This is a genomic window from Vibrio sp. 10N.261.46.A3 (assembly GCF_041472995.1).
Classification (GTDB): domain Bacteria; phylum Pseudomonadota; class Gammaproteobacteria; order Enterobacterales; family Vibrionaceae; genus Vibrio; species Vibrio coralliirubri.
In genome coordinates this window covers 25,046-51,915 of the sequence record NZ_JBFRRH010000029.1, presented here as the reverse complement: position 1 = coordinate 51,915, position 26,870 = coordinate 25,046, and the positions used below count along the sequence as shown (strand labels likewise).

General features: G+C 45.4%; 24 protein-coding genes. 13 read left to right on the top strand and 11 right to left on the bottom strand.

Annotated elements, in window-relative coordinates; translation table 11 throughout:
• Window positions 1-13: 13 nt before the first annotated feature.
• The 6 genes from AB4484_RS08585 to pspF all read right to left on the bottom strand — a co-directional run bounded on the left by AB4484_RS08585 (window position 14) and on the right by pspF (window position 6,377).
• Entirely contained in the window at window positions 14-796 is a 783-nt protein-coding gene (locus AB4484_RS08585; protein WP_017060304.1) for an ATP-binding cassette domain-containing protein, read from the bottom strand.
• Window positions 793-1,794 (bottom strand): oligopeptide/dipeptide ABC transporter ATP-binding protein, encoded by a 1,002-nt coding sequence (locus tag AB4484_RS08580; RefSeq protein WP_017060305.1) that lies wholly within the window; start codon window positions 1,792-1,794, stop codon window positions 793-795. The genes AB4484_RS08585 and AB4484_RS08580 overlap by 4 nt, the downstream gene beginning before the upstream one ends.
• Window positions 1,794-2,681, bottom strand: a complete 888-nt coding sequence (gene sapC, locus AB4484_RS08575; protein WP_017065331.1) for a putrescine export ABC transporter permease SapC — start codon at window positions 2,679-2,681, stop codon at window positions 1,794-1,796. The genes AB4484_RS08580 and sapC overlap by 1 nt, the downstream gene beginning before the upstream one ends.
• Entirely contained in the window at window positions 2,668-3,630 is a 963-nt protein-coding gene (locus AB4484_RS08570; protein ID WP_048614483.1) for an ABC transporter permease subunit, read from the bottom strand. Before AB4484_RS08570 ends, sapC begins: the two co-directional genes overlap by 14 nt.
• A complete protein-coding gene (gene sapA / locus AB4484_RS08565) occupies window positions 3,630-5,252 on the bottom strand; it encodes an ABC transporter substrate-binding protein SapA (protein WP_048614481.1) in 1,623 nt (540 codons plus the stop codon). Before sapA ends, AB4484_RS08570 begins: the two co-directional genes overlap by 1 nt.
• A 102-nt stretch (window positions 5,253-5,354) precedes the next feature.
• Window positions 5,355-6,377 carry a phage shock protein operon transcriptional activator gene (gene pspF / locus AB4484_RS08560; RefSeq protein WP_050621873.1) on the bottom strand — a complete coding sequence of 341 codons (1,023 nt, stop codon included), beginning with the start codon at window positions 6,375-6,377 and terminating at the stop codon, window positions 5,355-5,357.
• A gap of 273 nt (window positions 6,378-6,650) precedes the next feature.
• On the opposite strand from pspF, the gene pspA reads away from it, so the two are divergent.
• The 9 genes from pspA to AB4484_RS08515 all read left to right on the top strand — a co-directional run bounded on the left by pspA (window position 6,651) and on the right by AB4484_RS08515 (window position 15,484).
• On the top strand, window positions 6,651-7,322 hold the full coding sequence (gene pspA, locus AB4484_RS08555; protein ID WP_010440091.1) for a phage shock protein PspA: 672 nt from the start codon (window positions 6,651-6,653) through the stop codon (window positions 7,320-7,322).
• 14 nt (window positions 7,323-7,336) lie between these two features.
• Complete coding sequence (gene pspB, locus AB4484_RS08550) at window positions 7,337-7,570, top strand: envelope stress response membrane protein PspB (RefSeq protein ID WP_004734605.1); 234 nt, start codon at window positions 7,337-7,339, stop codon at window positions 7,568-7,570.
• The gene (gene pspC / locus AB4484_RS08545) at window positions 7,563-7,949 is read left to right on the top strand and encodes an envelope stress response membrane protein PspC (RefSeq protein ID WP_372077545.1); all 387 of its coding nucleotides are present in this window, start codon (window positions 7,563-7,565) and stop codon (window positions 7,947-7,949) included. Before pspB ends, pspC begins: the two co-directional genes overlap by 8 nt.
• A gap of 156 nt (window positions 7,950-8,105) precedes the next feature.
• Complete coding sequence (locus tag AB4484_RS08540; RefSeq protein ID WP_048614479.1) at window positions 8,106-9,140, top strand: efflux RND transporter periplasmic adaptor subunit; 1,035 nt, start codon at window positions 8,106-8,108, stop codon at window positions 9,138-9,140.
• Between the two features lies 1 nt (window position 9,141).
• Entirely contained in the window at window positions 9,142-10,227 is a 1,086-nt protein-coding gene (locus AB4484_RS08535; protein WP_048614477.1) for an efflux RND transporter periplasmic adaptor subunit, read from the top strand.
• The gene (locus tag AB4484_RS08530) at window positions 10,220-13,330 is read left to right on the top strand and encodes an efflux RND transporter permease subunit (RefSeq protein ID WP_372077542.1); all 3,111 of its coding nucleotides are present in this window, start codon (window positions 10,220-10,222) and stop codon (window positions 13,328-13,330) included. Before AB4484_RS08535 ends, AB4484_RS08530 begins: the two co-directional genes overlap by 8 nt.
• A gap of 78 nt (window positions 13,331-13,408) precedes the next feature.
• Window positions 13,409-13,975 (top strand): DNA-3-methyladenine glycosylase I, encoded by a 567-nt coding sequence (locus AB4484_RS08525; protein WP_048609413.1) that lies wholly within the window; start codon window positions 13,409-13,411, stop codon window positions 13,973-13,975.
• Between the two features lie 109 nt (window positions 13,976-14,084).
• The gene (locus tag AB4484_RS08520) at window positions 14,085-15,023 is read left to right on the top strand and encodes a transcriptional regulator (RefSeq protein WP_372077541.1); all 939 of its coding nucleotides are present in this window, start codon (window positions 14,085-14,087) and stop codon (window positions 15,021-15,023) included.
• Window positions 15,014-15,484: a hypothetical protein gene (locus AB4484_RS08515; RefSeq protein WP_372077539.1), complete on the top strand. Its 471-nt coding sequence runs from the start codon at window positions 15,014-15,016 to the stop codon at window positions 15,482-15,484. Before AB4484_RS08520 ends, AB4484_RS08515 begins: the two co-directional genes overlap by 10 nt.
• Window positions 15,485-15,570: 86 nt before the next feature.
• Here AB4484_RS08515 and AB4484_RS08510 read toward each other — a convergent pair whose 3' ends face one another.
• Together AB4484_RS08510 and cls are read right to left on the bottom strand one after the other, a co-directional pair.
• Complete coding sequence (locus AB4484_RS08510; protein ID WP_050645075.1) at window positions 15,571-16,755, bottom strand: cystathionine beta-lyase; 1,185 nt, start codon at window positions 16,753-16,755, stop codon at window positions 15,571-15,573.
• A 184-nt stretch (window positions 16,756-16,939) separates the two neighbouring features.
• Entirely contained in the window at window positions 16,940-18,394 is a 1,455-nt protein-coding gene (gene cls, locus AB4484_RS08505; protein WP_048614466.1) for a cardiolipin synthase, read from the bottom strand.
• 367 nt (window positions 18,395-18,761) lie between these two features.
• Between cls and AB4484_RS08500 the strand changes: the two genes are divergently transcribed.
• The 4 genes from AB4484_RS08500 to AB4484_RS08485 all read left to right on the top strand — a co-directional run bounded on the left by AB4484_RS08500 (window position 18,762) and on the right by AB4484_RS08485 (window position 23,859).
• Entirely contained in the window at window positions 18,762-20,195 is a 1,434-nt protein-coding gene (locus tag AB4484_RS08500; protein ID WP_082151314.1) for a sodium-dependent transporter, read from the top strand.
• A gap of 208 nt (window positions 20,196-20,403) precedes the next feature.
• The gene (locus tag AB4484_RS08495) at window positions 20,404-22,020 is read left to right on the top strand and encodes a methyl-accepting chemotaxis protein (protein ID WP_372077536.1); all 1,617 of its coding nucleotides are present in this window, start codon (window positions 20,404-20,406) and stop codon (window positions 22,018-22,020) included.
• 178 nt (window positions 22,021-22,198) lie between these two features.
• A complete protein-coding gene (locus tag AB4484_RS08490; protein WP_050634665.1) occupies window positions 22,199-22,897 on the top strand; it encodes a TIGR01621 family pseudouridine synthase in 699 nt (232 codons plus the stop codon).
• Between the two features lie 8 nt (window positions 22,898-22,905).
• Window positions 22,906-23,859 (top strand): class I SAM-dependent methyltransferase, encoded by a 954-nt coding sequence (locus tag AB4484_RS08485; protein ID WP_372077534.1) that lies wholly within the window; start codon window positions 22,906-22,908, stop codon window positions 23,857-23,859.
• A gap of 87 nt (window positions 23,860-23,946) precedes the next feature.
• Here the strand turns inward: AB4484_RS08485 and AB4484_RS08480 are convergent, their stop codons facing one another.
• From AB4484_RS08480 to AB4484_RS08470, 3 genes are read right to left on the bottom strand one after another with little or no spacing between them, the layout of a single operon-like run.
• A complete protein-coding gene (locus tag AB4484_RS08480) occupies window positions 23,947-24,564 on the bottom strand; it encodes a CDP-alcohol phosphatidyltransferase family protein (protein ID WP_372077532.1) in 618 nt (205 codons plus the stop codon).
• On the bottom strand, window positions 24,554-25,204 hold the full coding sequence (locus tag AB4484_RS08475) for an ATP-binding cassette domain-containing protein (RefSeq protein ID WP_248368266.1): 651 nt from the start codon (window positions 25,202-25,204) through the stop codon (window positions 24,554-24,556). Before AB4484_RS08475 ends, AB4484_RS08480 begins: the two co-directional genes overlap by 11 nt.
• A complete protein-coding gene (locus AB4484_RS08470; protein ID WP_248368264.1) occupies window positions 25,170-26,870 on the bottom strand; it encodes an ABC transporter permease in 1,701 nt (566 codons plus the stop codon). Before AB4484_RS08470 ends, AB4484_RS08475 begins: the two co-directional genes overlap by 35 nt.

Here is a 26,870-nt window from a genome sequence, read left to right as displayed (position 1 = left end):
GCGTGATTCCAGATTAGTGGTTGGGTGCTTTGGAGAAATGGCTCTCAACCAATCTTTGGGTGATTTGGTGAGTTGGATTGGTCAACACTTGATCCGTCTCCCCACTCTCAACCACATTGCCTTCGTGCATGACGATGATCTTGTCGGTAATGTGCTTCACAATACCGAGGTGTTGAGATACATAAACGAACGATACGCCCATCTCTTCTTGTAACTCTAAGAACAAATTGATGATTTGCGAGCGCATTGCCATGTCCAAACCATTTAAAGCTTCATCAGCGACAATGATGGATGGTTGAAGTATTAAGGCACGAGCCAAACAAACCCTCTGTTTCTGACCCGCAGCAAGCATCTGAGGGTAGAAGTAAGCATGTTCCGGTAGAAGGCCCACGCGCAGTAGTGTGTCTTTCACACGACGCATACGGGCTTCTGGTGGCATGTTGGTGTTTCGCTTTAATGGACCTTCAAGAATTCGACCGATCTGAATGCGTGGGTTAAGTGACGTATTCGGATCTTGGAAGATCATTCGAATCAGCTTACAACGAGTCGAGTAGTCTTTGTGTTCTAGCTTTTCGCCATTCACGCGGATCTCGCCTGCGGTTGGTTCAACCATGCCTGCGAGCATTCTGGCTAATGTTGATTTGCCAGAACCATTCTGGCCGATAAAACCAATCGTCTGTCCAGCTTCAAGACTAAAGCTCACTGGCTTTACGGCTTGATGAATCTTTTTACGGAAAAGACCAGAGCGAGTCGTAAAGTCTTTAGACAAATCACTGACTTCTAATAATGCACTCATGATTTCTTTTTCTTCTCCATATTCAGAGGGAAGTGACAGTTAAACTTATGGTTCTTGATACGTTTAGTATGTGGGATCTCGACACACTGCCTTTGCGCGTATGGACAGCGAGGCCCTAATCGACAACCAATAGGAAGATGTTGCAGCGGTGGAATTGACCCTGGCAAAGACTGGAGCTTCTCTTTATGAGGAATCCAATCGTTAAAGTCAGGCATCGCTTTTAGCAGAGCAACGGTATATGGGTGCTTGGGTGCGTCCAACAGCTTCGGCGTATCAGCGGATTCTACCGATTGACCACAGTACATCACGGTAATGCGGGTTGCCCATTGGGTAATGGTGGTTAAGTCATGGCCGATCAGCACGATGGTGGTGTTATTGATCTGATTCATACGGCTTAACAGACGCAATATTTGAGACTGAGTTATTGGGTCCAAATCGTTGGTCGGTTCATCAGCAATCAAGACTTTTGGCTTGGCAGCGATCGCCATTGCGATCATGACTTTCTGACACTCACCATCGGTCAGCTCATAAGAGTAACTGTCCATTAGGCGAGAGTGGTCTTTGATGCCGACTTTGTGCAGTAACGCGATCGCTTGCTTCTTACGCCACTTAAATCGTTGCCACCAACGACCTTCAAACGAATGGGAAGGGATCGCTTCAACGAGCTGGTTGCCTACTTTTTCAGAAGGATCAAGACAGGTCGATGGCTCTTGGAAGATCATCGCAATATCGCGGGCAATCACTCGGCGCCTTTCTTTCGGCGTCAGTTGCAGTAGGTCGATATTACCTAAGCGCATTCGGTCTGCGGAAACCTTCCAGTTTTCTTTACAAACCCCGACAATCGCTTTTGCAACCAAGCTCTTACCTGAGCCTGATTCACCTACTAAGCCACGAATTTCCCCTTCATTGAGGGTAATACTCATTCGATCTACTGCTTTAACCATCCCTTGAGGGGTCTCAATCTCGATGGTTAGATGTCGAATATCAAGTAACGGCATTATTCGATTCCTGCATTTAGCGCTTGGCGAACACCTTCACCGACGAGGTTAATCACGATCACTGTAAACATAATAGCTAAGCCGGGTAGGGTAACTGTCCATGGCGCAAGGTAAATCAACTCGACCGAATCACCCAAGATTGAGCCCCATTCGGTACTCGGTGCTTGAGCGCCAAGCCCTAAGAAGCCCAAGGCCGTGATGTCAAGAATTGCGACTGACAGCGCAAGCGTCACTTCAAGTGCGATCACGGTAAGAATGTTCGGAAGGATTGAGTTCCATAGCAGGTAAAAATCGTTCGCACCATCAAGGCGAGAAGCCAGAATATAGTCTTTTTCTACTTCAGCATGCACGGCAATGTACACCGAGCGTATAAAGCGCGGAATCAGTGCCAAACACAAGGCGAGCAAGATATTGAACTCGCCAAAGCCAAGGAATGCCACGAAGATAATTGCCAGCAGAAGAGATGGAATCGACATAACGGTATCAAGCAGGTGGTTTAGTGTGCTTGAAAGTAACCCACGAGTCATCCCGGCAAGTACACCAATCAGACAACCAATGACGGCTGCGATAAAGGTAATCACCACTGCTGCGCCGAAGGTAAGCTGAGATCCAATAATCAAGCGAGAGAGAATGTCTCGGCCCAAGTCATCCGTACCTAGAAAGTATTCAACCGTTCCCGCTGGATCCCAAGAGGGCGGCGTTAATAGGTGACCGGTTTGTTCTTGTGCATCATGCGGGGCTAGCCACGGTGAAGTGACGGTGACCAGAATGATAAGCACCAAACACCACAAGCCAAACATAGCCAGATTATTGCTGCGGAAACTGCGCCAGAAACGTTCGAACTGGGTTGGAATCTGTTCTTCTTGGTAGACGTTATTTGTTAGCATACCATTCCTTCCTTACCAGTGGATTGATCATCGCGCCCAGTAGATCGGACATAATGTTGGCGGTCAAAACCAAGGTTGCTACCACAATTACGCCTGCTTGAATTGAAACGTAATCTTGATTCGATAAGGCATCCAACAACCAACGACCAATGCCCGGCCAGTTAAAGATAGACTCGGTAATAATAGCAAGCGTTAACATACTTGATAGTTGAACGCCGACCTTTGGAATAATCGGAGGTATCGCGTTTCTTAGCACGTGCTGTGTGATGATCTCTCTTGTTGAAAGACCTTTAATTCGCGCAGCGCGGATGTAGTTTTGCGTCATTACTTCAGCCACTGACGCTCTCATCAATCGGATGACCTGAGTCGTTGGCGCTAGCGCTAAAACAAGACAAGGTAACGCCATGTGCTCGATAACACTTTGTAGTGCGTGTGCACGGTAGCGACCTTCGGCAAAAAAGGCGTCAATCATCGCGAAGCCAGTCACGTGTTCAATCTCGTAAAGTAGGTCGTATCGGCCACCAACTGGGAACATTTCAAAGTGCAGTGAAAACACCATGATCATCAGCAACGCAACCCAAAATATAGGTGCAGAGTAGCCGGCCATTGAGGTGAACGATATGGTGGTATCAACAAACTTACCCTGTCTCATACCAGCAATGGTGCCAAAAGGGATACCGATGATGAGCGCCAACACAAAGGCAAAGAAGCACAGCTCTAGCGTTGCAGGGAATACCACGACCAACTCATCGATGATAGGTACACCGTGTTTACTTAGGCCAAAGTTTAGCGTCGATAATTCAGTGATATAGCTAATCCAACCGGGCCAAAAATCTTGAATTGCCCATGGTGAGGTTTGGTCTAATCGAAGCAGGGAGAAACCCACTAAGGTCAGAATCCCTAGCGTAATAACGAATAAGTTTACACGTCTTAAGGTATACCAAAACATTACTGCACCTCTCTTCTGACTTGATCAAAAGGTTGGGCATTGAAGGGACTTGCTTTAAAGCCTGTTAGCGAACGATCGTGCACGCGGAATTGCACGCCATGAGCTAAAGGAATCACAGGAACTTCTTCATTGAGAATGTTTTGGGCTTGTCGGTACAAGTTCACACGGTGCCTTTGTTGATTGATCTCTAATGCTAAGTCGAGAAGGAAATCAAAGTCTGAATTACACCACATCGAGACGTTTAACCCTGCGCGCTCGGAACTGCATGAGAGCAGCGGGCGCAAGAAGTTGTCTGGATCACCGGTATTGCCTATCCAGCCTGTAAGCAACAAGTCTGTTGAGGAAATAGAGGACAACTGTGTGCGGTCAAATCGGTCGTCGGTATAGAGTTTCAATTCAATACCAATATCGGCTAAGTTTGCTTGGATCAGTTCTGCCGTTTTTCTTGGACTTGGATTGTATGCGCGTGGCTCTAGTGGTACCCACATTGAAAGCTCTAACCCAGGTTCAACGCCGGCTTCTTTAAGAAGCGCAACCGCATAGTTTCGGTCGTAGCGAACTTGAACACTGTCTTTTTGGTGAGCCCAAGAAGTAGGAGGAAGCAAGGTGTAGGCTTTGGTTCCTGTACCGTAATACACAGAATCAAGAATGTTCTGGCGGTTGATGGCTAAATTGAGCGCTTTACGAACTCGAGAGTCACGCAGTGCAGGGTGCTCAGTATTCAGCGCGATGAAAGAGACATTAACCGCCGGAGTGGCAGAGATCTTCAACTCTTCATGGGCCTGAATAATAGGGATTTGGCTAGAAATCGGAGAGTTGAGCACGTCACACTCACTACGCAGAAGCTTGGCAAGTGTGCCCGTTCCACGTTGTGACGTATCGAACACAACCTGATCCATTTGTACTTCACCCTTCCAGTAGTGCTTGTTCTTTTTCAAGCGCACTAGGTCGTTGATTTGGTATTCATCCAAGTAGAAAGGGCCAGTGCCGACAGGGTTGGAATCGATTCTATTTTTCTCATCCGCTGCAATGAGCTTGTTGGCATACTCTTTAGAGTGAATGACCGCATAGCTGGTGGCGATGTTATTGAGAAATGAATTGTCTGGGCGACTTAATTGGAATTTCACTGTTAGGTCGTCGACTGCGGTGATATCGACAATCAGGTTCTTGAAGTCGATTCCGGCAAACCACGGATATAGGCCGCCACCCACATAATGAAATGGGTTTGAACTATCAATGACACGTTCAAAGCTAAACACCACATCTTGTGCATTCATGCTACGAGTTGGGGTGAACCAGTCTGTCGTTTGGAACGCAACATTTGGGCGCAGTTTGAACGTGTACTCTGTACCTGATTTATCAACAGACCAACTTGTCGCCAAGTTCTGTTTTGGTCGGTACGTCATCGGATCAAGAGTGAGCAGTGTATCGAAGATTTGAGGACTCAGCGATTCTGCGGTAATACCACTATCAACCAGCTGTGGATTGAAGGTACTAGGATTACCTTGGCCGCAATAAATGAAGCCTTTTTCACGGATTTGCTCGTGATTCACACTCTCACCACATCCTGCGAGAAAGCTCAGCGTGCAGATGCTCAGTGATAGTCTTATTAGTGCTTTCATAAAAAGAAATACTTTTCGAAACGAGGCGTTAGAGGAGCCTCAAGATCCGGACAATTTAACATTTTATTTATTCGGCTCCAAATAATAATCAAGTGTGGACAGCTATTTATCGTTAGCTTGTCCGACAATCGCGTACTTCCTCACCATTCCACGTAATTGGTTGTAGGTTAACCCAAGTAATTCTGCGGCTTGTTTCTGGTTATATTTGCTCTGTTTGAGGGCTTGGTTGAGTAGCTTGATGTCTTGTTGTTCTTGCCATGCTTTGTAATCAAGCGGCAAAGAAAACGAGCTCTCTGATGAAGTATGGCTGTTAGACGGCTCATTGCCAGTTTCCGGCGAGGAATCTTGCTCTGTTTTCCATGCGGGTTTAAATGGGTTAAACACTAAATATTCAATAGGATATGGGTCTTTTCCATGCTGATAGATAGCTCGCTCAATCACGTTTTTGAGCTCTCGTACATTCCCTGGCCAAGAATAATCCAAAAGCGATTCAACGGCAGAAGGGGCAAAGCCAACGAACAACTCCAATTCCAATTCACGACACATCTTAATGGCGTAGTATTCAGCCAGTAGCATGATGTCTTCTTTTCGCTCACGCAAAGGAGGGATAGTAATGACGTCAAACGCCAGTCTATCTAATAGGTCTGCTCGGAATTCGCCCTTTAATGCCATGTCTGGTAAGTCGGCATTGGTTGCACACACCAGTCTGACATTGGCACTTAGCGCCTTTTGCCCGCCGACACGTTCATATTGCCCGTATTCAATAACGCGCAATAGCTTCTCTTGAACCGCAAGGGGAGTGGTCGCTAGCTCATCCAGAAACAGCGTTCCTCCTTCTGCTCTTTCAAAGCGACCTTGATGACGACCTTTTGAACCAGTAAAGGAACCAGACTCATGACCAAACAGTTCTGAATCAATCAAACCTTCACTTAAGGTTGAGCAGTTCAATGAGATCAAAGGTTGATCCCAACGTCTTGAAAGGTAATGCAGTCTTTGTGCGATCAACTCTTTACCTGTGCCACGTTCGCCAATGATCAGAATGGGTCTTTCTATTGGTGCGAGTTGGGAAACTTTATCTAACACAGAGAGAAAGCTAGGTGATTCACCAATGAGGTTCTGCTGCATAGCGGGTCCTTGTATGAATTGAGCGCTGGAGAGGTCATGTAAGAGCCGTAGTGGTGAAAAATACCAATACTTGGCTAAATTCATCATAGCATGGTTCGGGTTAATCACCATTTTATTGTAAGTGGCTGATAATAAATGGCTTAAAAGTTGGCACGCTACTTGGATTACTTATGGTAGGTTTAACAACAAACGTAACTTTTTGAGCAAGTGGATTGATAAAGTCGCACAACGATTTGAAACGCATTTGCCATCATTGTAATTAAGGAGTTCCTCATGGGTATTTTTTCTCGCTTTGCAGACATTGTAAATTCAAACATCAGTGCACTATTAGATAAGGCCGAAGATCCTGAAAAGATGATTCGCCTGATTATCCAAGAAATGGAAGATACGCTGGTTGAGGTTCGTACTAACTCAGCAAAAGCAATCGCAGACAAGAAAGAGCTAGCACGTAAAGTTGAAGCTATCGAAACTCAGATTCTAGATTGGCAAAACAAAGCGACACTCGCACTGACTAAGCAACGTGAAGATCTGGCAAGAGCGGCGCTAATCGAAAAGCAGAAACTGGAAGACATCATCAAGAGCCTTCACACAGAGCAAACTTTGGTTCATGAAACCATAGAAAAGCTAACCAGTGAGATCGGCAAGCTTGAAACCAAAATTGCAGAAACTCGCGCAAAGCAACAAGCATTAATGATTCGTAATAATGCGGCGAGCAATCGTCGTGATGTTCAAAAACACCTGCATTCAAGCAAAACCAACGAAGCAATGGCGAAGTTTGAGCAATTCTCGCGTAAAGTGGATGAATTAGAAGCTGAAGCGGACGTTTACGCTAAGACTGGCAACGCAAAATCTTTAGACCAAGAATTTGCCGAACTACAAGCTCAAGATGAAATCGAAAAAGAGCTAGCGAAACTGAAGCAACAAGTTGAAAACCGCGATAAATAATTTAGGAGTTGTCTATGTCAACATTTCTAATTGCAGGTCCACTGATTGTCTTTTTAATCTTCGTGGCACCGCTATGGTTATTCTTACATTACCGCAGCAAGAAGAAATCCAGCAATGGTCTTTCAGAAACCGATCTTCAACGTTTGCATAAGCTTTCTGCGCAAGCCGAATCCATGCAAGACCGAGTGAAAACGCTAGAAAAAATACTGGATGCGGAGTCGCCTAACTGGAGACGAAACTATGAGTAGAGAACTGTATCGCGACACGATTAACGGCAAATTGTCTGGTGTGTGTGCAGGGGTAGCGAACTACTTTGGCCTTGAAGTGTGGTTGGTTCGCATCTTAGTTATCTCTGCGGCACTGCTTGGTGGTAGCTTTCTGGTGTTATTAGCGTATTTAGCTTTGACATTTATGCTTGAAAAACAACCACCTCACTATGTTGATGAGATGAAAGCCAAGCAAGAGCACACACTCAAACAGAAGCCTTGGGAAAAAGGGCAAACGGCAGAGTCGTTACTGGGCACTTTAGAGGGTGATTTCCAGAAGTTAGAGACCAGTGTCCGCAACATGGAAGCTTATGTGACCTCCGATACTTTCAAAGTCGACCGCGCATTTAAGAACATGTAGCGATAAGTCTAAAAAGATTCGATAACGGTTTAGGAAAATTTATTCCAAGCCGTTATTTTTTTTAATAATTTTGTCTAAATAAATCTTACGATAACTGGTAAGTTACATGTGATTAATCTATGTTATAAAAATATTTATAGATATGGATGATCACCAATGTATAGAGCCTCCGTTGTCCTATTGACAGCCTTAGCTGGGTTGTCTGGGTGTGGTAAGGAGCTTCCTCCCGTACCTGAACCTGATTCTAGACCCGCCAAACTCTTCACTGTTTCCGTCGGTAGTAATGCCTTTGAACGTAGCTTTCCAGCCACCACTGAAGCGGGTGACAAAGCCGTACTGGCATTTCGTGTTCCAGGGCTACTTCAGACTATTGATGTCACATCTGGTCAAAAGGTCAGTAAAGGTGAAGGGCTTGCAACGCTCAATCCCGACGAATATCAGCTGTTAGAGAAGCAAGCAAGAGCCAACTTTAAGCTTGCTGACGTTCAATACCAACGTTCGATTAAGTTACGTAAAGACCGAGTCGTATCAGAACAAGATTTCGACCAAGCGAAAGCCAATCACAATTCTGCTAAAGCGATGCTTAATCAAGCCAAAGCAAACCTTCGCTATACCACTCTTGTCGCGCCTTACGATGGAACGATTTCCATTATTCCGGCTGAAAATCATGAATACATTGCTGCTAAACAAGGCGTGATGAATATTCAAACCAATCAGATTCTTAAAGTCGTCTTCTTATTACCCGACCAACTTATTACGCGCTTTTCATCAGGGTTCGAGACAGATGCAACCATGGTTTTTGATGCATTTCCTGAAAACTCTTATGTTCTAACCTTCCAAGAAGTGGATACCGAAGCCGACCCGAAAACAGGTTCGTACAAGGTCACCATGGTAATGGAAAGACCAACCGATGTGGGTATTTTGCCCGGTATGTCTGGCACGGTAAATCTCGTTTCATCGTTAGCGGCGGCCACCAAAATTCCAACGTCAGCAATGATGACCGACGGGGATGATGTCTCTGTGTGGCGTGTGAATAGCGATGGCATTGTTGAAAATGTTGCCATTGTCATCGATGAAAAACGTCATATCGTCTCTGGATTGAACGATGGCGATCGCATTGTGACTTCTGGCGTCAATGGTCTTGAATCGGGCATTAAAGTTCGAGAGTGGATCAAGGAAAGGGGGCTATAACATGAAAACACTTAAAGTGGCCGCTGGCCTGTCGTGTTTAGCCTTACTGACGGCTTGTGAAGATAAGCAAGCTGTAGAAGTGAATAACACGCCCTTAGTTAAAGCTATCGAGATTTCAGTCATCGACTTTAGCGACAAACTCTATTTCCCTGCAGTTGCTAATGCTGCTGAGAAAGCTCACCTCAGTTTCCGAGTGGCCGGTGAAATCTTCAAGCTAGATGTGAAGGAAGGTGAACGTGTTTCCAAAGGGGACATCATTGCTGAGCTTGACCCAACCGATTATCAATTGGATGTGGACAATGCTCAAGCTCGTTACACGGTAATCAATAGTCAATACCGACGTTCGAGTCCGCTAGTGAAGAAAGGCTTATTGGCTAAGTCGCAATTCGATGAAATTGCTGCTCAACGCCAGATTGCTTATGCCGAGTTGGAACTTGCGAAACTGCGCTTATCGTTCACCATGCTTCGTGCGCCTGTTGATGGGATTATTTCTCGAGTCAGTGTCGACCAATATGAAAATATTCAGGTAGGCCAACAAGTGGTGAACATCCACAGTGTCGAAGATGTTGAAGTCGTAATTCAACTGCCTGACCAAATCTACGTCAACCAACCGAGTGAACAACTGTTATCGAACGTTGAGGCTGTAGTTAGAGTGCCAAGTGGCAATGAATACACGGCAGGTATTAAGGAGTTCACAACAGAACCGGATCCAAGTACGGGCACATTTACGGTGACGCTTGCTTTGCCTATGCCTGAAGATGATTTGATTTTGGACGGTATGGCGGTTGAGGTGACTTCAAATGGGAGAGAAATCGGCTTAGAGCTAAAAGCCGGTGTGCTGATTCCAATTGAAGCTGTGTTCAATGCCGATGGTGATGATTTAACGCGTCAGAACTCTTATGTATGGGTGCTCAATGACGACAATACCGTCTCGAAACAGCAAGTCGTATTAGGAAAAGCAAATCAGAAAACATTGCAGGTCATGAAAGGACTGGAAATGGGGCAGCATGTCGTTGTTGCAGGCGTATCGCGATTGCGAGATGGGATGACAGTGGAAGTATTGTCTCAGGAGACGAACAATGAGTGAAGTAAATAACAAGCCTCAAAATGACGATCAACAGGGTGATGATCAGATCACAGGTGTTGCTTCTTACTTTATACGTAACAAAGTCATTAGCTGGATGCTATCTCTGATCTTTCTTATTGGTGGTGTTTCTGCGTTCTTCGGTCTGGGTCGTTTAGAAGATCCTGCCTTTACCATCAAAGATGCAATGGTCGTGACTTCATACCCAGGGGCAACGCCTCAGCAGGTGGAAGAAGAAGTTACCTACCCACTAGAGAAAGCGATTCAACAACTTACCTATGTCGACGAAGTAAACTCTATTTCAAGCCGTGGCCTGTCTCAGGTAACGGTAACGATGAAGAATAACTATGGCCCTGATGATCTTCCGCAAATTTGGGATGAACTTCGCCGAAAAGTGAATGATCTTAAGGTTGAACTGCCACCCGGGGTCAATGACCCTCAAGTCATCGATGACTTCGGTGACGTTTACGGTATTTTGCTGGCGGTGACGGGTGATGGTTATAGCTATAAAGAGCTGCTGGATTACATTGATTACCTAAGGCGAGAGCTTGAGTTGGTCGATGGGGTCAGTAAGGTCTCGGTATCCGGCCAACAGCAAGAGCAAGTGTTCATTGAGATATCGATGAAACGGATAAGCTCTCTGGGTCTGTCTCCAAGCACGGTATTTAACCTTTTATCGACTCAAAATATTGTATCAAGTGCTGGCGCGGTCAGAATTGGCGACGAGTACATTCGAATTCATCCAACGGGTGAGTTCCAGAATGTTGAACAGCTTGGTGATTTGATTCTGACAGAAGGCGGCGCTCAAGGTCTCATCTATCTAAAAGATGTGGCGAACGTCACTCGTGGTTATGTTGAAGTGCCAAGTAACATCATTGGCTATAACGGCAAACTCGCACTTAACCTTGGTGTCTCTTTTGCGCAAGGCGTGAACGTAGTAGCGGTTGGTGAAGCGTTTGACCGAAGACTGGCCGAGCTAAAGTATCAACAACCCGTCGGTATCGACATCTCCGAGGTTTATAACCAACCCAAAGAGGTAGACAAGTCGGTAAGCGGATTTGTGGTGAGTTTAGGGCAGGCGGTTGCGATCGTAATCGTGGTGTTACTGTTCTTCATGGGACTACGCTCGGGACTGTTGATCGGCTTGATATTGTTGTTGACCGTTTTTGGTACCTTCATTTTCATGCAGTACTTCAAGATCGACCTACAACGTATTTCACTGGGCGCGTTGGTTATCGCCTTGGGGATGTTGGTGGATAATGCCATTGTGGTGGTGGAAGGGATATTGATCGGCACGCAGAAGGGGCGAACCCGGATGCAGGCCGCCACAGATATCGTAACCCAAACCAAATGGCCGCTACTTGGTGCGACGGTTATTGCGGTGACTGCGTTTGCTCCAATTGGTTTATCGGAAGACTCAACAGGCGAATACTGTGGCACCTTGTTCACGGTGCTACTGATCTCCTTGATGCTGAGTTGGTTTACTGCCATATCGCTCACGCCGTTCTTTGCTGACATGTTCTTTAAAGGTCAGAAGGTCGACCCAGATAACGAAGGTAAGGACCCATACAACGGGATGGTTTTTGTTATCTATAAAAACTTCCTTGAGTTCTGTATGAAGCGTGCTTGGTTAACCATGTTTGTTCTGATTATTGGTTTAGGCGCAAGTGTTTACGGTTTTGGTTTCGTTAAGCAAGCCTTCTTCCCGTCATCAACCACACCTATGTTCCAAGTGGATGTTTGGATGCCTGAAGGTACCGATATTCGAGCGACCAATACCAAGCTTAAAGTGCTTGAAGGTTGGTTAGCAGAACAAGACGAAGTTGAGCACATCACGACAACGGCGGGTAAAGGCCTGCAACGTTTCATGTTGACTTACTCTCCTGAGAAAAGTTATAGCGCTTACGGCGAGATAACGGTTCGTGTGAAGAGCTATGAAGTGCTTGAAGGGCTAATGAAACGTTTCCGTGAGCATGTGGGTAGCCAGTTCCCTGAGATTGATTACAAGCTTAAACAGATTGAATTAGGTCCTGGTGGCGGTGCGAAAATTGAAGCGCGAATTGTGGGTTCTGATCCAACAGTGTTACGTTCAATCGCTGCTCAAGTTATGGACATCATGCGTGCAGATGAAGGCGCATTTAACGTTCGTCACGATTGGCGTGAAAGAACGAAGGTATTAGAGCCTCAGTTCAATGAAAGCCAAGCGCGTCGTTATGGTATTACCAAATCTGACGTTGATGATTTCCTAGCAATGTCTTTCTCTGGTAAGTCGATTGGTGTGTATCGTGATGGTACAACGTTGATGCCGATTGTGGCTCGTTTACCTGAAGATGAGCGTGTCGATATTCGTAACATCGAAGGTATGAAGATTTGGAGTCCGGCATTAAGCGAATACATTCCGTTGCAGCAAGTGACGCTTGGCTACGAATTAGAATGGGAAGATCCACTTATCATCCGTAAGAACCGTAAGCGCATGCTGACGGTAATGGCCGACAACGACCTATTGGGTGAAGAAACGGCTTCGACGTTACAGAAACGCTTACAGCCACAAATCGAAGCGATTGAGATGCCACCAGGTTATTCGTTGGAGTGGGGTGGTGAATATGAGTCATCTGCTGATGCACAAGCGTCACTGTTTACCACTATGCCGATGGGTTACCTGTTCATGTTCTTGATTACCGTGTTCTTGTTCAACTCGGTCAAAGAGCCGCTGATTGTTTGGCTAACGGTTCCATTAGCGCTAATCGGGGTAACGACAGGCTTATTAGCCTTGAATACACCATTCGGCTTTATGGCGCTGTTGGGCTTCTTGAGCCTATCTGGGATGCTTCTGAAGAATGGTATCGTACTGCTTGATCAAATTGAGATTGAGATGAAATCCGGTAAAGATCCGTATGTAGCGGTTGTTGATGCGGCACTGAGTCGTGTTCGTCCGGTATGTATGGCGGCGATCACTACCATTCTTGGTATGATCCCTCTACTACCAGATATCTTCTTCAAGCCAATGGCTGTAACCATCATGTTTGGTTTAGGCTTTGCGACTGTACTCACGCTAATCGTAGTACCTGTGCTGTATCGTCTGTTCCATAAAATTGAAGTGGCTTAACGTTAACTGACCTTTGAAATAATGCCCCTAATTGGGGCATTATTTTTATATACCGATTGATAAAAAGAGAATACAAAAATGGACGTAAATACATCAGATAGAACGTGTGCATGGGCGCTTAAACATGAGCTTGAAAGGGAGTACCACGACGCAGAGTGGGGCGTGCCTGTTTATGATGACCAAGTTCTGTTTGAGTTCATTACTTTAGAAGGCGCTCAGGCGGGCCTGAGTTGGATTACGATCCTGAAAAAGCGTGAAGGGTATCGTGCCGCGTTCGATAATTACGATCTAAACAAGCTAGCTGAGTTGAATGAAGACAACGTGCCGCACATCATTGAAAACTTCGATGTGGTTAAACACAAGGGTAAGATTGCTTCGGTATACAACAATGCGCGAGCAACGCTTGAATTACAGAAAGAGTTCGGCTCTCTTTCTAATGCGTTATGGCAATTTGTCGATAATGAGGTGATCGTGAATCAATGGACCGAGATGTCTCAAGTTCCTGCTTCTACCGAGCAATCTAAAGCGATGAGTAAGTTTTTAAAGAAGAGAGGCTTTAAGTTTGTAGGGGAAACAATCTGTTACGCGTTCATGCAAGCGACAGGCATGGTTAATGACCATATCGTAGGTTGTCCGCACAAATAAAAGTGTTATTTATCGTCGAAAAATAATTGCGTTAATATAGAAAAATTTACTGGTCATTTATAAACTATTCAATATCATATGCGACCAAATTCAAACCTAGAAGACGATAGTGAAACAACAAAGCTACCAAATCTGTGATGCTCGTTATGATCCCTTGCTTAGGCAGTTTGTGCGTGAAGATGGCCACGTAGAAACTATCGCACCGATGGAAGGTAAGGTATTTCTGTTCTTACTTGAAAATGCTGGTGAGTGTGTTGAACGAGGCCTGATATTTGATAGGTGCTGGGGCAATGTGATTGTCTCAGAGCAAGCGCTCACTAACGTGATATCTAAGATTAGAAAAACGCTGTCACGAGTGACTTGTGGCTGTGCGACGATTCGCACGGTCAGTAAAACGGGCTATTCACTTGAAATAGATGAGTCGATAAAGCCTAGCAAAACTGAAACTGAGCCTTCTCAAGTGACTGAGAGGGTGTCTAAATCAAATTCTTCGCCTGTCGAGCAAGAAGTGTTGGCTGCGACTGAAATCTTTACAGGCGTTAACATTGCAACGGTCACTGATTCCTCTCTCAAGACGTCTTCCAACCAAGCATTGAACGTAGCTGAATTAGAACCTTCAAATTCAAAAAGTAATACGCACCTCGTTAAAGCGGGCTATTTAGTCGCATTGATTTGTGTCGTCGTAACGGCGTTCAACCTTTTCCAAACCTATTATACGCCACTGCCTTATTTTATTGATAAAGCCGAATATCGCGACAGCTACACAGATAATACCAATCACTACTTTTTCCATATTGCGCACAATGAATCCTATTCGTTGCCTGCGATCACTCAAAAGCTAACGGATGCGATACCTAGCCACTGCAACGTTGATGTTTTTGTCCGTATCTATCCGTCTGTAGACCAACCTGAAAATGATACGTTATACATGTTGGTGCAAAAGAAGGATGGCGAAGCGTTGAACTATAGCGCTTCTATTTTCAATGTAGCGTCGTCTTTTGATTCGTTTGCTCAGTACATGGAAAAGAGGAGTTACTTTTGCGACTAATTGGCTTACTCATTCTTTGTGCAATCGCTGCTTCGAGCTTCTTGTTAGACCAAAACGAATTAGCTGGCACTCGATGGCACTGTAAAACGATCAAAACGGATTTCTTATCTCAGGCATTCCAACCATATCAAGCACTGTACGAGCGCATAAGCCTTACTTTTCAGTCTGACCATACTTTTAGCATTAGAGAGTTTGTGACGATTACTGAACAAGACGGTAACGAGAGTACGATGGAAAACCTTTATTCCGGCTACTACGGACTGGATGGAAACAACCTGTCGATGAGCATTCTTGATGTGAGAACCGCAACGCCTTTTCATGACCCTGTTATTAATCAGGATTACAGTGAGTATAAAGGGGTGACGATTGACTACGCTATTGCAGTGAAGGATCAGTCTTTGTATATGTTCAATGAGCATCGAACTGAAATATTCAATTGGGCGTGTTTTAACGTTCAGTAGCTTTTTAAAACTATGTGTCTAATACGCTAATCTGAAAAAGGCAGGAATATCCTGCCTTTTTGGTCTGAGTCTGTTAACGCTTTAAATTAAACGAGGGCGTTGTAACGTTCTAACCCTGCTTCTAGGTCTGCAATCAGGTCATCAACGTCTTCTAAGCCGATATGAACTCGAATTAAGGTACCTTCGAAGTTAGGGTTCGCTACTGTTCTTAGACTATCAAAGCTGTTCGGTTCGTTCGCAAGAATCAAGCTCTCAAAGCCGCCCCATGAGTAACCCATGCTAAAGTGCGTCATGCCATCAAGCAGCGCTGTGGTCGCTTTTGTATTTGAGTTTTTCAGCACGAAAGAGAACAAGCCATTACCACCGGTAAAGTCTCGTTTGAAGAATTCATGGCCTGGGCAAGACTCAAGTGCAGGGTGACGAACATGGTCAACCTCAGGACGAGTCTCTAACCATTTTGCGACTTTCAAGCTGCTCTCTGCGTGTTGGCGTAGGCGAACATCAAGAGTACGAATACCACGTAGTCCTAGGTAAGCGTCATCTGGCGAAACACATTGTCCCATCAGGTAGCTCTGCTCTCGCAGTTGGTCCCAACATTTTTCGTTGGCTACCGCAGTCCCTAGCATCACATCAGAGTGACCAACGATGTACTTAGTCGCTGCTTGGATAGATATATCAACACCGAAGTCAAACGGAGAGAAGTTAACACCGGCTGCCCATGTGTTGTCTAACATAACGATGATGTCATGTTCATGAGCAATACGCGCAAGCGTTGGAATGTCTTGAACTTCCATGGTGACTGAACCCGGAGATTCGGTAAACAGAACCTTAGTGTTTGGCTTAATAAGGTCTTGGATGCCTTCACCAATGGTTGGCTCGTAGTAAGTCGTCTCGACTCCCATCTTCTTCATGATGGTGTCACAGAAATCACGTGTCGGTTCGTAGCAGGTATCGACCATCAGAATATGGTCACCAGTTTCTACAAAAGAGAGGATGGCATTAGAGATCGCTGCCGTACCACAAGGATATAGCGCACAGCCAGCGCCACCTTCCACTTCAACCATGGCATCTTGGAAAGCGAAATGAGTATTGGTTCCACGACGTCCGTAAAAAAGCGTTTTGTTAGCGCGATTAATCGTAGCTTTGCGCTTTTCTTCGACTGAGTTGAACACGACAGTTGAAGCGCGCTGTACTGGTGGGTTAACGACACCATTGGTCCACTTCTTATCACGACCTGCAGTGATCAGCTTAGTGGTTTTGTTCTCGGACATGCTGTGAATTCCTTATCAATCGGTTATGTCCTATTTAAAACATGCCAATAGCCTTCAAAGCAAGAGTGAAGCGGGAGTTTTTATGCTTTTCTTTCTCTTTTTAACCTTTCACGTCGTTTATCGTGAAAGGTTAAAACATCAGATAGGCAGTGAGAGATGAGTCGGCATGGACCCATTGATTGGATTACAGCAGTGGATTGAACAGATAAAACAATCTTTCGAAGAAGCGGTTACGCAGATTCCTCTGCTCCCACTGCTCGAGTTCTACTGGGTGCGATGACTCGATGTAAGATTGCTGAAGTTCAGATAGCTGCTGAGTGAAATGCACATCGTCAACGGCTAGCGTCACTTCGAAATTAAGCCATAAACTGCGCATGTCGATATTGACCGTTCCGATTAAACAAAACTCTTCATCAATCACTACTGACTTAGTGTGAAGAAGCCCACCGTAAAACTCGTAAATCTTAACGCCAGCTTCAAGTAACTCCGTATAGAAAGCGCGCGAAGCCCACTTAACCATCAGTGAATCGTTGTTATGTGGGATTATTAATTCTACGTTGACACCACGTTGCGCTGTCATTTTGAGTGTTTCTAATAAATCGGCACTTGGTACAAAGTAGGGTGTTGTGATGCGAACTGAATGGTTTGCCTGATTAATCGCAATGGTCAGAACTTGTAGGATCAAATATTCCGGCATGCCCGGGCCTGATGGTACTACCTGAACTGGATGATGCGTCATTACCTCTTCAACCGGACACTCTGGTAAATCAGGAAGGATTCGTTCACCTGTTTCCACTTCCCAATCCCAACCATGAATGGCTGACAGCACATTAACGGTAGGGCCAGTTACGCGAACCATGACGTCAATCCACTGACCAACACCTGAGCTCTGTTTGAAGTGAGCAGGGTCGACCATGTTCATTGAACCGGTATAGGCAATGGTTTCATCAATCACAATGATTTTACGGTGCTGTCTTAGGTCTAGGCGACGTATTAAAATACGCCAAGGGCTAACCTCTAGTGCTTGTACAACTTGCACACCTGCGTCTTTCATCATTGAACGCCAGTGGCTTTTGAAAAAGCGCGGGCTACCTGCAGAGTCAAGCAAGACTTTAACATCCACGCCACGTTTCGCCGCTCGAATGAGTGCGGAAGCAACCGAATCCGTTAAGCCTCCAGGGTGCCAAATATAGAAAACCATCTTGATACTGGTTTGGGCATTTTCTATATCTTCGATAATTGCGTGTAAGATCTCATTGGGCGAAGCTTGCAGTGAAAGTGTGTTTCCGCTGAGTGCTGGGATGCCCATTCGATTATTACAAAGTTCATCGATCTTGTGGATTGGGGAGCCGACCTTTCCTGGCAGGTGGAGCTGGCAATCATCTAGTTTTCGGAACCAATCACCAAACGGAGTAAACATGCGGTGAGCGCGCTCAGCCCTTTTTCTTCCAAGGTTTAGCTCTCCGAAAAGGAAGTAACAAGCGACACCTACAATTGGGATAATGTAGATAACCATCAACCACGCGAGAGAAACGCTGACAGAGCGTCGTTTTAGTACGACACGGAAAGTCACACCGGCTACAAGTACCCAGTACAAAGCGACAGAAGCTAAAGTTAAAAAATGGTAGAGCTTTTCCACATTGAATACTCGAAAAAAGAGACACTTAGATAGTAATGCTATTTTGCGGATATGGGAATTTAAGGAATCAACTATTTACAAATTAGAGCTAAAGCTGTAAACAGGTTATAGTTGTTAAGTTTTGGTTAACTTAAGACGAAAACGATTGTTTTGTATGAAAAGGCGGCATTTAACCATAAAAATTTACATTGGTAACGAAATATGTACGGTTCGGGCTTCCAATTTTATTCTTAAACTGGTTTACTTGCCAGATAACGAGCGTCAATCAAATCTTTTAGGTGTGTAAATTTTTTTATACGCCTTATCTTTTAAAGACGCCACCCAAAGCAAAACACAACATCACATAACACAAAAGTTTGGAGTACACGTGGCTACTAGTAATACAACCACAACACCCCGCGATACCTGGGGTTCGAAGTTAGGATTCGTAATGGCTGCAGCAGGTTCTGCTGTTGGTCTAGGTAACATTTGGAAATTCCCTTACACAGCAGGCGAAAGTGGCGGCGGTGCATTCGTTGCAATTTACCTGTTTTTTGTAATCTTTATCGGTTTCAGTGTAATGCTGACTGAATTTGCGATTGGCCGTCATACGCAAAAATCAGCAGTAGGTGCATTCAAATCAACTGACCGTCGTTGGACGTTCGCTGGTGTTATCGGCGTAGTCAGTGGTCTACTTATCATGGGTTTCTACCCTGTAGTAGGTGGCTGGTCTATCGCATACATCGGTAAGATTGCTGGTGGTCTACTAGATGCACCTGAAGCAATCGGTGACAGCTTCGGTGGCTTTATCTCAAACCCAGTTCAACCACTTATGTGGATGGGCCTATACCTACTGCTTAACATTGTTATTGTTATGAAGGGTATCTCTGGTGGTATTGAGAAAGCTGGTAAGATCCTGATGCCACTTCTATTCATTATCCTTATCGTGGTATCAATCAAAGGCATCATGCTTCCGGGCGCGATGGCTGGTCTTGAATTCCTATTCAGCCCTGATTTCTCTAAAGTAGACAGCGGTGTAATCCTAGCTGCACTAGGTCAAGCATTCTTCTCACTATCTCTTGGTATGGGTTGTATGTTGACTTACGGTTCTTACCTTAAGAAGAAAGAGAACCTAGTTCAAACTACAGCTATGGTTACGGCAATGGATACTGGTGTTGCTATCCTAGCTGGTGTTGCAATGTTCCCTGCAATGTTCGCATTCGGTATGGAACCTGCGGCTGGTCCTGGTCTAGTATTCGTTGTTGTTCCTCAGCTATTCGCTGAAATGGGCGGCGTAGTTGGTCTTCTATTCGCTCTAATGTTCTTCGTTGGTCTAAGTGTTGCGGCACTGACTTCTTCAGTATCTCTACTAGAAGTTGTGGTTTCTTACCTAATCGATGAGAAAGGCATGAAGCGTGTGACTGCAGTACTGTCTGCAAGTGTAGTAATGGCGATTCTATGTATTTTCGCTTCTCTATCACTTGGTGGCTTCGGTCCTACACTGTTCGGTACTGGCGCATTCGATATCTTCGACCTACTAACTGATAAGATCTTCCTAGCCGTTGGCGGTATGTTGGTATGTATCTTCGCTGGTTGGAGACTAAACCGTGCAGACCTTGAGAAAGAAATCACTAACGACGGTGAAGTATCTTTCCCTCTATTCGGTCTATGGTACACACTAGTTAAGTACATCATCCCAGTAGCTATCGCTATCGTAGCGTTCATGGGTATCTCTTCTGGCTTCGACAGCGGTAAAGGTGCAATCATGCTACTAGGTATTGGTATCATTGCTGGCTCTGCGCTTATCTCTAAGAAGTTATAGTTCTAAGAAACCATAGCTCTTAGAAGCTACAATCGCGAGTTAAAGTAAGTTAAGAAACGGGAGCCATTGGCTCCCGTTTTTTTTATGTCCGAAACTTAATTATCGATGGAAAATAAATGTCGTATATTCACTCAAGTTATCCGTGTGCTAGCCGATATATTGAATATCAAAGGTTTTCTAAGCCGTATTTTATTTAGGTAGGTGTTGTATGAAATTATCGGTGAGAAAGAAACTGTATGCCGGTTTTGGCTCTATATTGGCGGTGCTTGTCACGTTAGTCAGTATTGTATGGATAGAGGTTATTGGCGCTCATAAAAGTGCTGATGAAATCAGAATGGACGATGTACCGGGCACTGTTACCTATCTTGTTTTGATAGATGAAGCTGGGGATGTCTACCGAGATGCGTTGGGTGCGATCATTCAGGTTGATAACGCGCTTAACGATTATCGAACCAATAAGAACGAATTTGCTCAAGCAATCGAGCAGGCGAAGCGTTTGGAGAGTAGAGGTTCGGAAGACCACCGTCGTATTCAGCGAATTGAAGACCTGATGGGGCGTTTCACTCAAGAGTTTGAATCAACGCTTGTGCCGAAGATCAATGATGAAGCTGCGCTCCTAGCCAACATTCAACAGCTACGATCTTTGTATGAGAGCAATCTTATCCCTATTGAGAACTTGCTGGATCAAGCATCAGCAAGTGAGCGCGCAGATACAGAACAGTCACTACTGACACTAACCGATACGTTTACTACCATCGAGCGCACCATCATGGTGTTGTCTGCTATTGCGATTGTCTTTGGTTGTGTGATTGCGTATCTATTGTCTAGCTCTATTACCAATCGTCTGACTCGTGTTGAACAAGTAGCTCGACGTGTAGCAAATGGTGACCTAACGGCAGGCGACATTATTGATGATTCTGGAGATGAATTGGCTGAACTGGCTAAGTCGATTAACCAGATGCAGAAATCACTAGTAGACCTATTAGGTTCTATCTCGTCTGTGACTCACCAAGTCCAATCTGTGACAGGGGAGCTCTCTTCTATCAGCCAAGACATCGTTACTGGTGCATCAGCTCAAGCAGACAAAGCTAACTTGATTGCAACTGCTGCTGAAGAGCTAAGTTTGACCATTTCTGAAGTGGCTCAACAAGGTACTTCTACTTATGAGGAAGCACGTCGCTCTGAAACCTCTGCAGAAGATGGTCGCAACGTGATTGTTGAGATGGTGGCAAGTATTCAACAAGTGTCGACTCAAATGAGTGACATGTCGCTACAAATGAACACGCTGGGTTCGCATGGTGAGCAGATTGGTAGCGTTATTAAAGTCATCGAAGACATTGCTGAGCAAACCAACCTGTTAGCTTTGAATGCTGCAATTGAAGCGGCACGTGCAGGCGAATTTGGTCGTGGTTTTGCTGTGGTAGCCGATGAAGTGCGAGCGCTAGCAGAAAGAACAACCAAAGCGACACAAGAAGTCTCGGGCATCATTCAATCGATTCAATCGGGCACTCAAGAAGCGGTGACTTACACTCAAGACAACTGTCGTTTAGTTGAGATTGGTGTCGAGCAAAGCTCAGGTGCTGTTTCTGCGCTAGAAGCGATTGTGAGCGGCGCGGGCAATGTACAAAGCATGGTCAACTCTATTGCGACTGCGGCAGAAGAACAGACGGCTGTGACCAAAGAAATTGCAGCGGATATTACCGCGATTAGCGATATCTCTGAGCAATCTTTGCAACTGGCGACTCGAAGCTCTGAAAACACATCAGGCTTGAACGCTAAGGTTGCTGAGCTAGAAGCATTAGTCGGTAAGTTTAAACTGGCGTAAAGCGGTGGTTTGGTTCTATTTACCGTGTGGTAATCGAGTAAAGACCAAGCACTGATCGCTACTTGCTGAAAAGAAGCCCAATGATTCAATGTTTATTGAGTGAGTTGGGCTTTTTCGTAGCTGGAATCTGGGTTCAGACGCGGTATACTCCTCCTTCTACAATGGAGCTAGCCTTTACATGTTCGATATTCTTCTGAACCACTCTGATTTTTTACTTATCAATAAGCATCCTGGAGTCAGCGTCCACAAAGACGATGGCGATACCATGTTGCTTCAAGAAGTTGCTAAAGCAATCAATGAGCCTAAGCTGTATCTCGTTCATCGACTAGATAAAATGACCTCGGGCATTCTGCTGCTGGCAAAAAATGCGTCGGCGGCGAGCGAGCTTTCACAGCTATTTGCAAAGCGTGAAGTAGAGAAATACTACCTTGCGATCGGTTCTAAGAAGCCAAAGAAAAAGCAAGGTTTGATCTCAGGAGACATGGAGCGTTCACGACGCTCAAGTTGGAAACTTCTGACATCCAAAGAGAACCCTGCGATTACTCAATTTTTATCAGCAACGGCTGAACCCGGTGAGCGTTTACTTTTATGTAAACCCTATACGGGGCGAACTCACCAGATCCGTGTCGCGATGAAGTCGATCGGCTCAGCCATTGTTGGTGACCCTATTTATAATCCATCGAGTGAGGCTGACAGAGGTTATCTGCATGCCTTCGCGATTCGATTTACCTATCAATCACAAGCCTACGAATATGTCTGCGATCCAAGAAGCTTAAACTCCTTGGGTGAGAAGTGGCATCAGGAAACCGTGTCGAACGGTTTGGACAGTTGGCTTGAACCTTGGTCATTAACTTGGCCAAAGCTAAACACTAAGTGAGTGAAATAATGGAAGCATCAGCTTTACCTCTGTTTTTTAGTCATATTGAACAGCAACTTAATGAAGTGCCAAACGAACTACGTCGTATTTTCCACGGCCGCGGTAAGTTTTGGCCTGGTCTAGAGCAACTGACATGTGACTGGGTTGATGGGCAGCTACTGGTTAACGTATTTAAAGAGGTGGACGACGAGTTCTTGTCATCTCTTAAAGCTGGATTGGTTGAACTCACTAACAAAGATGTCTGGCAATCAAAGCAGGGCACAAGCATTGTTCTGCAACACCGTTATGCCGATGGTGCACCTTCAGAGGTTCTATGGGGCGAGTTGAATGACTCTCCGGTTGTGGTTGAGCATGGTCTTAAGTACCAATTAGACATTGGCCGTAATCAGAACTTCGGTTTGTTCCTAGACATGCGTAATGGTCGTCAGTGGGTACAAGATAATGCCAAGGATAAGAACGTTCTTAACCTGTTCGCATACACTTGTGGTTTCTCTGTCGCGGCTATCGCTGGTGGCGCTCGTCAATGTATGAATGTGGACATGTCTCGCGGCTCACTAAATAAAGGCCGCGATAACCACCGTCTGAATGAACACGATATGCGCTCGGTTAACTTCCTTGGCTACGATATCTTTAAGTCGTGGGGAAAAATCAAGAAAGGCGGTCCTTACGAGCTCGTTATCATCGATCCACCTTCGTTCCAAAAAGGCAGCTTTGCTCTAACCAAAGATTACAAAAAGATCTTACGTCGTTTGCCCGAACTTCTAACTGAAGGCGGTGAAGTGATTGCGTGTGTTAACTCACCAGCAGTATCACCAAACTTCCTGATTGAGACGATGGCAGAAGAAGCACCAAGCGTTGAGTTCATAGAGCGTCTGGACAACCCGCCTGAATTTGTCGATGTCGACCTTGATTCAAGCTTGAAGGTGTTGAGATTTAAAATTAACGCTTCTGCAGATGCCTAATTATAATTAGGTTTAAGTATTAGCTAGATTATAGAAACGCCGCTCATCTGAGCGGCGTTTTTGTTTGAAAGGAACCTGAAACTAATACTAGCTGGTTTGATTCTTGAGTGTCTGGAAACCAAAATAAATTCGCATAAATGTAGTTAGCCAACAAGCTGCACCAAAGGTGTAAGCGATAGCCGCAAAGTGTTGAGGCCAAATACAGAAAGCAATGAAACAAGCGATGGTTTCAGTGCCTTCGGTTAGCCCTGACATGTAGTACAGAGACTTATGTTTATAGACTGGGTTTTCGATGCCTCGCTTGCCTGCCATAACCGCAAACGCTAAAAAGCTGCTGCCTGTGCCGATAAAAGAGAAGATCAAAAATGCACCGGCAATGGCGTTATGTTCTGGGTTGGCAATGACAAATCCAAAAGGGATCAACGAGTAGAATAGGAAATCTAGGCTGATATCGAGGAAACCACCCGCATCACTAATGCCTTGGATTCGAGCCAGGGCTCCATCAAGCCCGTCGCAAACCCTGTTAAATACAATAAACCCCAACGCCCATTCGTATTGCTGAAATGCTAACGCTGGAAATGCCAAGCACCCAACCAGAAATCCGAATAACGTGGTTTGATTGGCCGTGATACCCAATTGGTTCAGTAACTTAGCCGACTGATTTAATGGCCACTTAATGACCTTAATGGAGTACTTATCCAGCATGGTTACTTCTCCATGGCCAAGACAGTACTTCTGCCCCTTGAGGTACATCGGCTTCGTCGTGCGTGACCATTAATGTAGGGATATTCGCTTTGGTCAATTGTTCAAACACCCAATCTCGAAATTGTGCTCTTAACTCTTGGTCCAGTTTGCTGAACGGTTCGTCGAGCAGGGCGAGTTTCGGCTTCGCCAATAACATACGAGTTAAGCTTATTCTTGCACGTTGACCACCAGATATTTGATCCGGGAAAGACTCTGCCAAGTGAGTTAGCTCTATGTCTTTTAGTGCAGCCATTGCTTGCTGTTGACGAGCGGAACCCTTAACAGAGTTCGGTAACGAAAAGGCCAAGTTTTCCCATACTTTGAGGTGCGGAAACAACAAGTCATCTTGAAACAAAATACCGACTTCACGCTGATGTGATGGAAGCTCGTCGAGCTGAATATCGTTCAACACAACGGTGCCAGAATACGAAAACTCTTGACTTAAGTGACCAGCAATCGCATCCAGTAAGGTCGACTTTCCACAGCCACTCGGTCCCATCAAAGCCAGTATTTGGCCAGATTCTAATGTTACATTTAGCGCTGAGAACAGCGAATCTCCATCGGTTTTACGGATGGCGAGGTCGTTGAGGTACAGACTCATTACTTAGGAAACCTTTAAAAGTAAGACGGCGATATCTAAGTTGAAGTCGGCTGACTAATATCGCTAAAGAGAAAAAGAACAGAGGCAATAGGGCCTGCCAAATGGCATAGATTGCTGTCACCCTGCGGTCGAAACCACTGGTAAGGGCAACGGCTTCTGTGGTGATCGTGCTAATACGGCCCGCGCCGAGCATCAAGGTGGGTAAGTACTGAGCCAAACTCACGCTGATCCCGACCGCCCAAGCAAAGGCGATAGCTGGAAGTAAGATTGGCAGTTTGATTGAATACCAACTCTGAAATGGCGATTTACCTAGGCTCAGCGAGGCTTTAATCAACCCATCATTGAAGCTTTTCCACGGGCCGTCTAAAGACAGATACACAAACGGGAAAGCAAAGAAAACATGCGCCCAAATCACCCAGAACTCATAGGCACTACTGCCGATGTAGAGGGTCGTGACCTGCATACCAAATAACACGGAGAGCTGTGGTATCAACATTGGAATAGCGATAATGAAGCCTGGCACTTGCCACTTGTATTTGATTCTGTATTCGTGAGCAATCAGCGCAAGTAACAGAGCGACTGAAGCAGCAATAAGACCAATCCATAAGCTTTGACCCACAGTACTCATGATGCCATCCCATTCGAACTCCCAGAAACGCATGCTGTAGCGGCTAGGCAGTAAATCCGGGAAGCGCCAACGCTGAGCAACACTCCAAATTACCATTAAAGGAATGATCAGCAATGAAAGGCTAGCAAGCACTGTGAATACTGTTTTCCCCGGCAAGTTAGCCCCTGTTCGTCCTGAATACTGCCAAGTTCGAAAGTACTTAAGAACCGCCCATTCAACTAAACGCGCCAAGGCGATGATCAACGAAGCTAAACCAAACAAAACGATGGCACCAGCAGCAGCTCGCGGAAGTAGGTTAAGATCAGGATCGTTGAACCATTGCCATACCAAAACGGCAAAGGTCGGCGGGTTGGTTGGGCCAATGATCAGAGCAATATCGACAACCGAGACACTGTAAGCGAGTACCGCCAGCATTGGGAAACGAAGCTTAGTAAACCATTGTGGGAAAATACATTTCCACCAGATCTGAGCGCGGCTGTAACCGAGTGATGCACTGACCTTAGTGATACGTTCTACATCGATTTGTTGAAGTATCGATATACTCATCAGCAACAAGAAGGGTACTTCTTTGAGTGCGAGCATAATGATTAAGCCGAACGCGTATGGGTCTTTTACCAATAACGCCAATTCAGAGCTCGTAGCCGATTCGCCGAGCAAGTGATGTACCGCTCTTGCGCCAAGCCCCGTTGGACTAAACAGAAAAGCAAAGCCGATAGCGAAAGCCACATGTGGAATGGCAAGCATTGGTGATAGCGTTAACTCAATCTTTCTCCAAAACTTGTTTCCCCAAGAGGCTTGAAGAATACAAAAGGTCAGGAAGCAGGCGATATAGCTGCTTGCAATTGCTGAACCTAGGCTTAAGCCAATAGAGTGCCAAGCCCCTTCCCATCGAAAGACTTGGCTAAAACCGTTGAGTGTCGGCTCCTCTAAACCTAGAGGCGGGATGAAACTCAGTGACGAAGTCACGACTCCCGCTACCCCAGGAATGGTTGGGATAATGCATACAGCTATAACAACAAAATATAGAGCGCGTAGCAT

Excerpts from the sequence above, each read along its gene's own strand:
- pspC (WP_372077545.1), top strand. The coding sequence starts at position 7,563 with ATGAGTAGAGAACTGTATCGCGACACGATTAACGGCAAATTGTCTGGT.
- AB4484_RS08470 (WP_248368264.1), bottom strand. The coding sequence starts at position 26,870 with ATGCTACGCGCTCTATATTTTGTTGTTATAGCTGTATGCATTATCCCA.
- AB4484_RS08480 (WP_372077532.1), bottom strand. The coding sequence starts at position 24,564 with ATGCTGGATAAGTACTCCATTAAGGTCATTAAGTGGCCATTAAATCAG.
- AB4484_RS08530 (WP_372077542.1), top strand. The coding sequence starts at position 10,220 with ATGAGTGAAGTAAATAACAAGCCTCAAAATGACGATCAACAGGGTGAT.
- AB4484_RS08540 (WP_048614479.1), top strand. The coding sequence starts at position 8,106 with ATGTATAGAGCCTCCGTTGTCCTATTGACAGCCTTAGCTGGGTTGTCT.
- AB4484_RS08580 (WP_017060305.1), bottom strand. The coding sequence starts at position 1,794 with ATGCCGTTACTTGATATTCGACATCTAACCATCGAGATTGAGACCCCT.
- AB4484_RS08525 (WP_048609413.1), top strand. The coding sequence starts at position 13,409 with ATGGACGTAAATACATCAGATAGAACGTGTGCATGGGCGCTTAAACAT.
- sapC (WP_017065331.1), bottom strand. The coding sequence starts at position 2,681 with ATGCTAACAAATAACGTCTACCAAGAAGAACAGATTCCAACCCAGTTC.
- AB4484_RS08585 (WP_017060304.1), bottom strand. The coding sequence starts at position 796 with ATGAGTGCATTATTAGAAGTCAGTGATTTGTCTAAAGACTTTACGACT.
- AB4484_RS08485 (WP_372077534.1), top strand. The coding sequence starts at position 22,906 with ATGGAAGCATCAGCTTTACCTCTGTTTTTTAGTCATATTGAACAGCAA.
- AB4484_RS08475 (WP_248368266.1), bottom strand. The coding sequence starts at position 25,204 with ATGAGTCTGTACCTCAACGACCTCGCCATCCGTAAAACCGATGGAGAT.
- AB4484_RS08510 (WP_050645075.1), bottom strand. The coding sequence starts at position 16,755 with ATGTCCGAGAACAAAACCACTAAGCTGATCACTGCAGGTCGTGATAAG.
- AB4484_RS08495 (WP_372077536.1), top strand. The coding sequence starts at position 20,404 with ATGAAATTATCGGTGAGAAAGAAACTGTATGCCGGTTTTGGCTCTATA.
- pspB (WP_004734605.1), top strand. The coding sequence starts at position 7,337 with ATGTCAACATTTCTAATTGCAGGTCCACTGATTGTCTTTTTAATCTTC.
- pspF (WP_050621873.1), bottom strand. The coding sequence starts at position 6,377 with ATGCAGCAGAACCTCATTGGTGAATCACCTAGCTTTCTCTCTGTGTTA.
- AB4484_RS08535 (WP_048614477.1), top strand. The coding sequence starts at position 9,142 with ATGAAAACACTTAAAGTGGCCGCTGGCCTGTCGTGTTTAGCCTTACTG.
- AB4484_RS08490 (WP_050634665.1), top strand. The coding sequence starts at position 22,199 with ATGTTCGATATTCTTCTGAACCACTCTGATTTTTTACTTATCAATAAG.
- AB4484_RS08570 (WP_048614483.1), bottom strand. The coding sequence starts at position 3,630 with ATGTTTTGGTATACCTTAAGACGTGTAAACTTATTCGTTATTACGCTA.
- sapA (WP_048614481.1), bottom strand. The coding sequence starts at position 5,252 with ATGAAAGCACTAATAAGACTATCACTGAGCATCTGCACGCTGAGCTTT.
- pspA (WP_010440091.1), top strand. The coding sequence starts at position 6,651 with ATGGGTATTTTTTCTCGCTTTGCAGACATTGTAAATTCAAACATCAGT.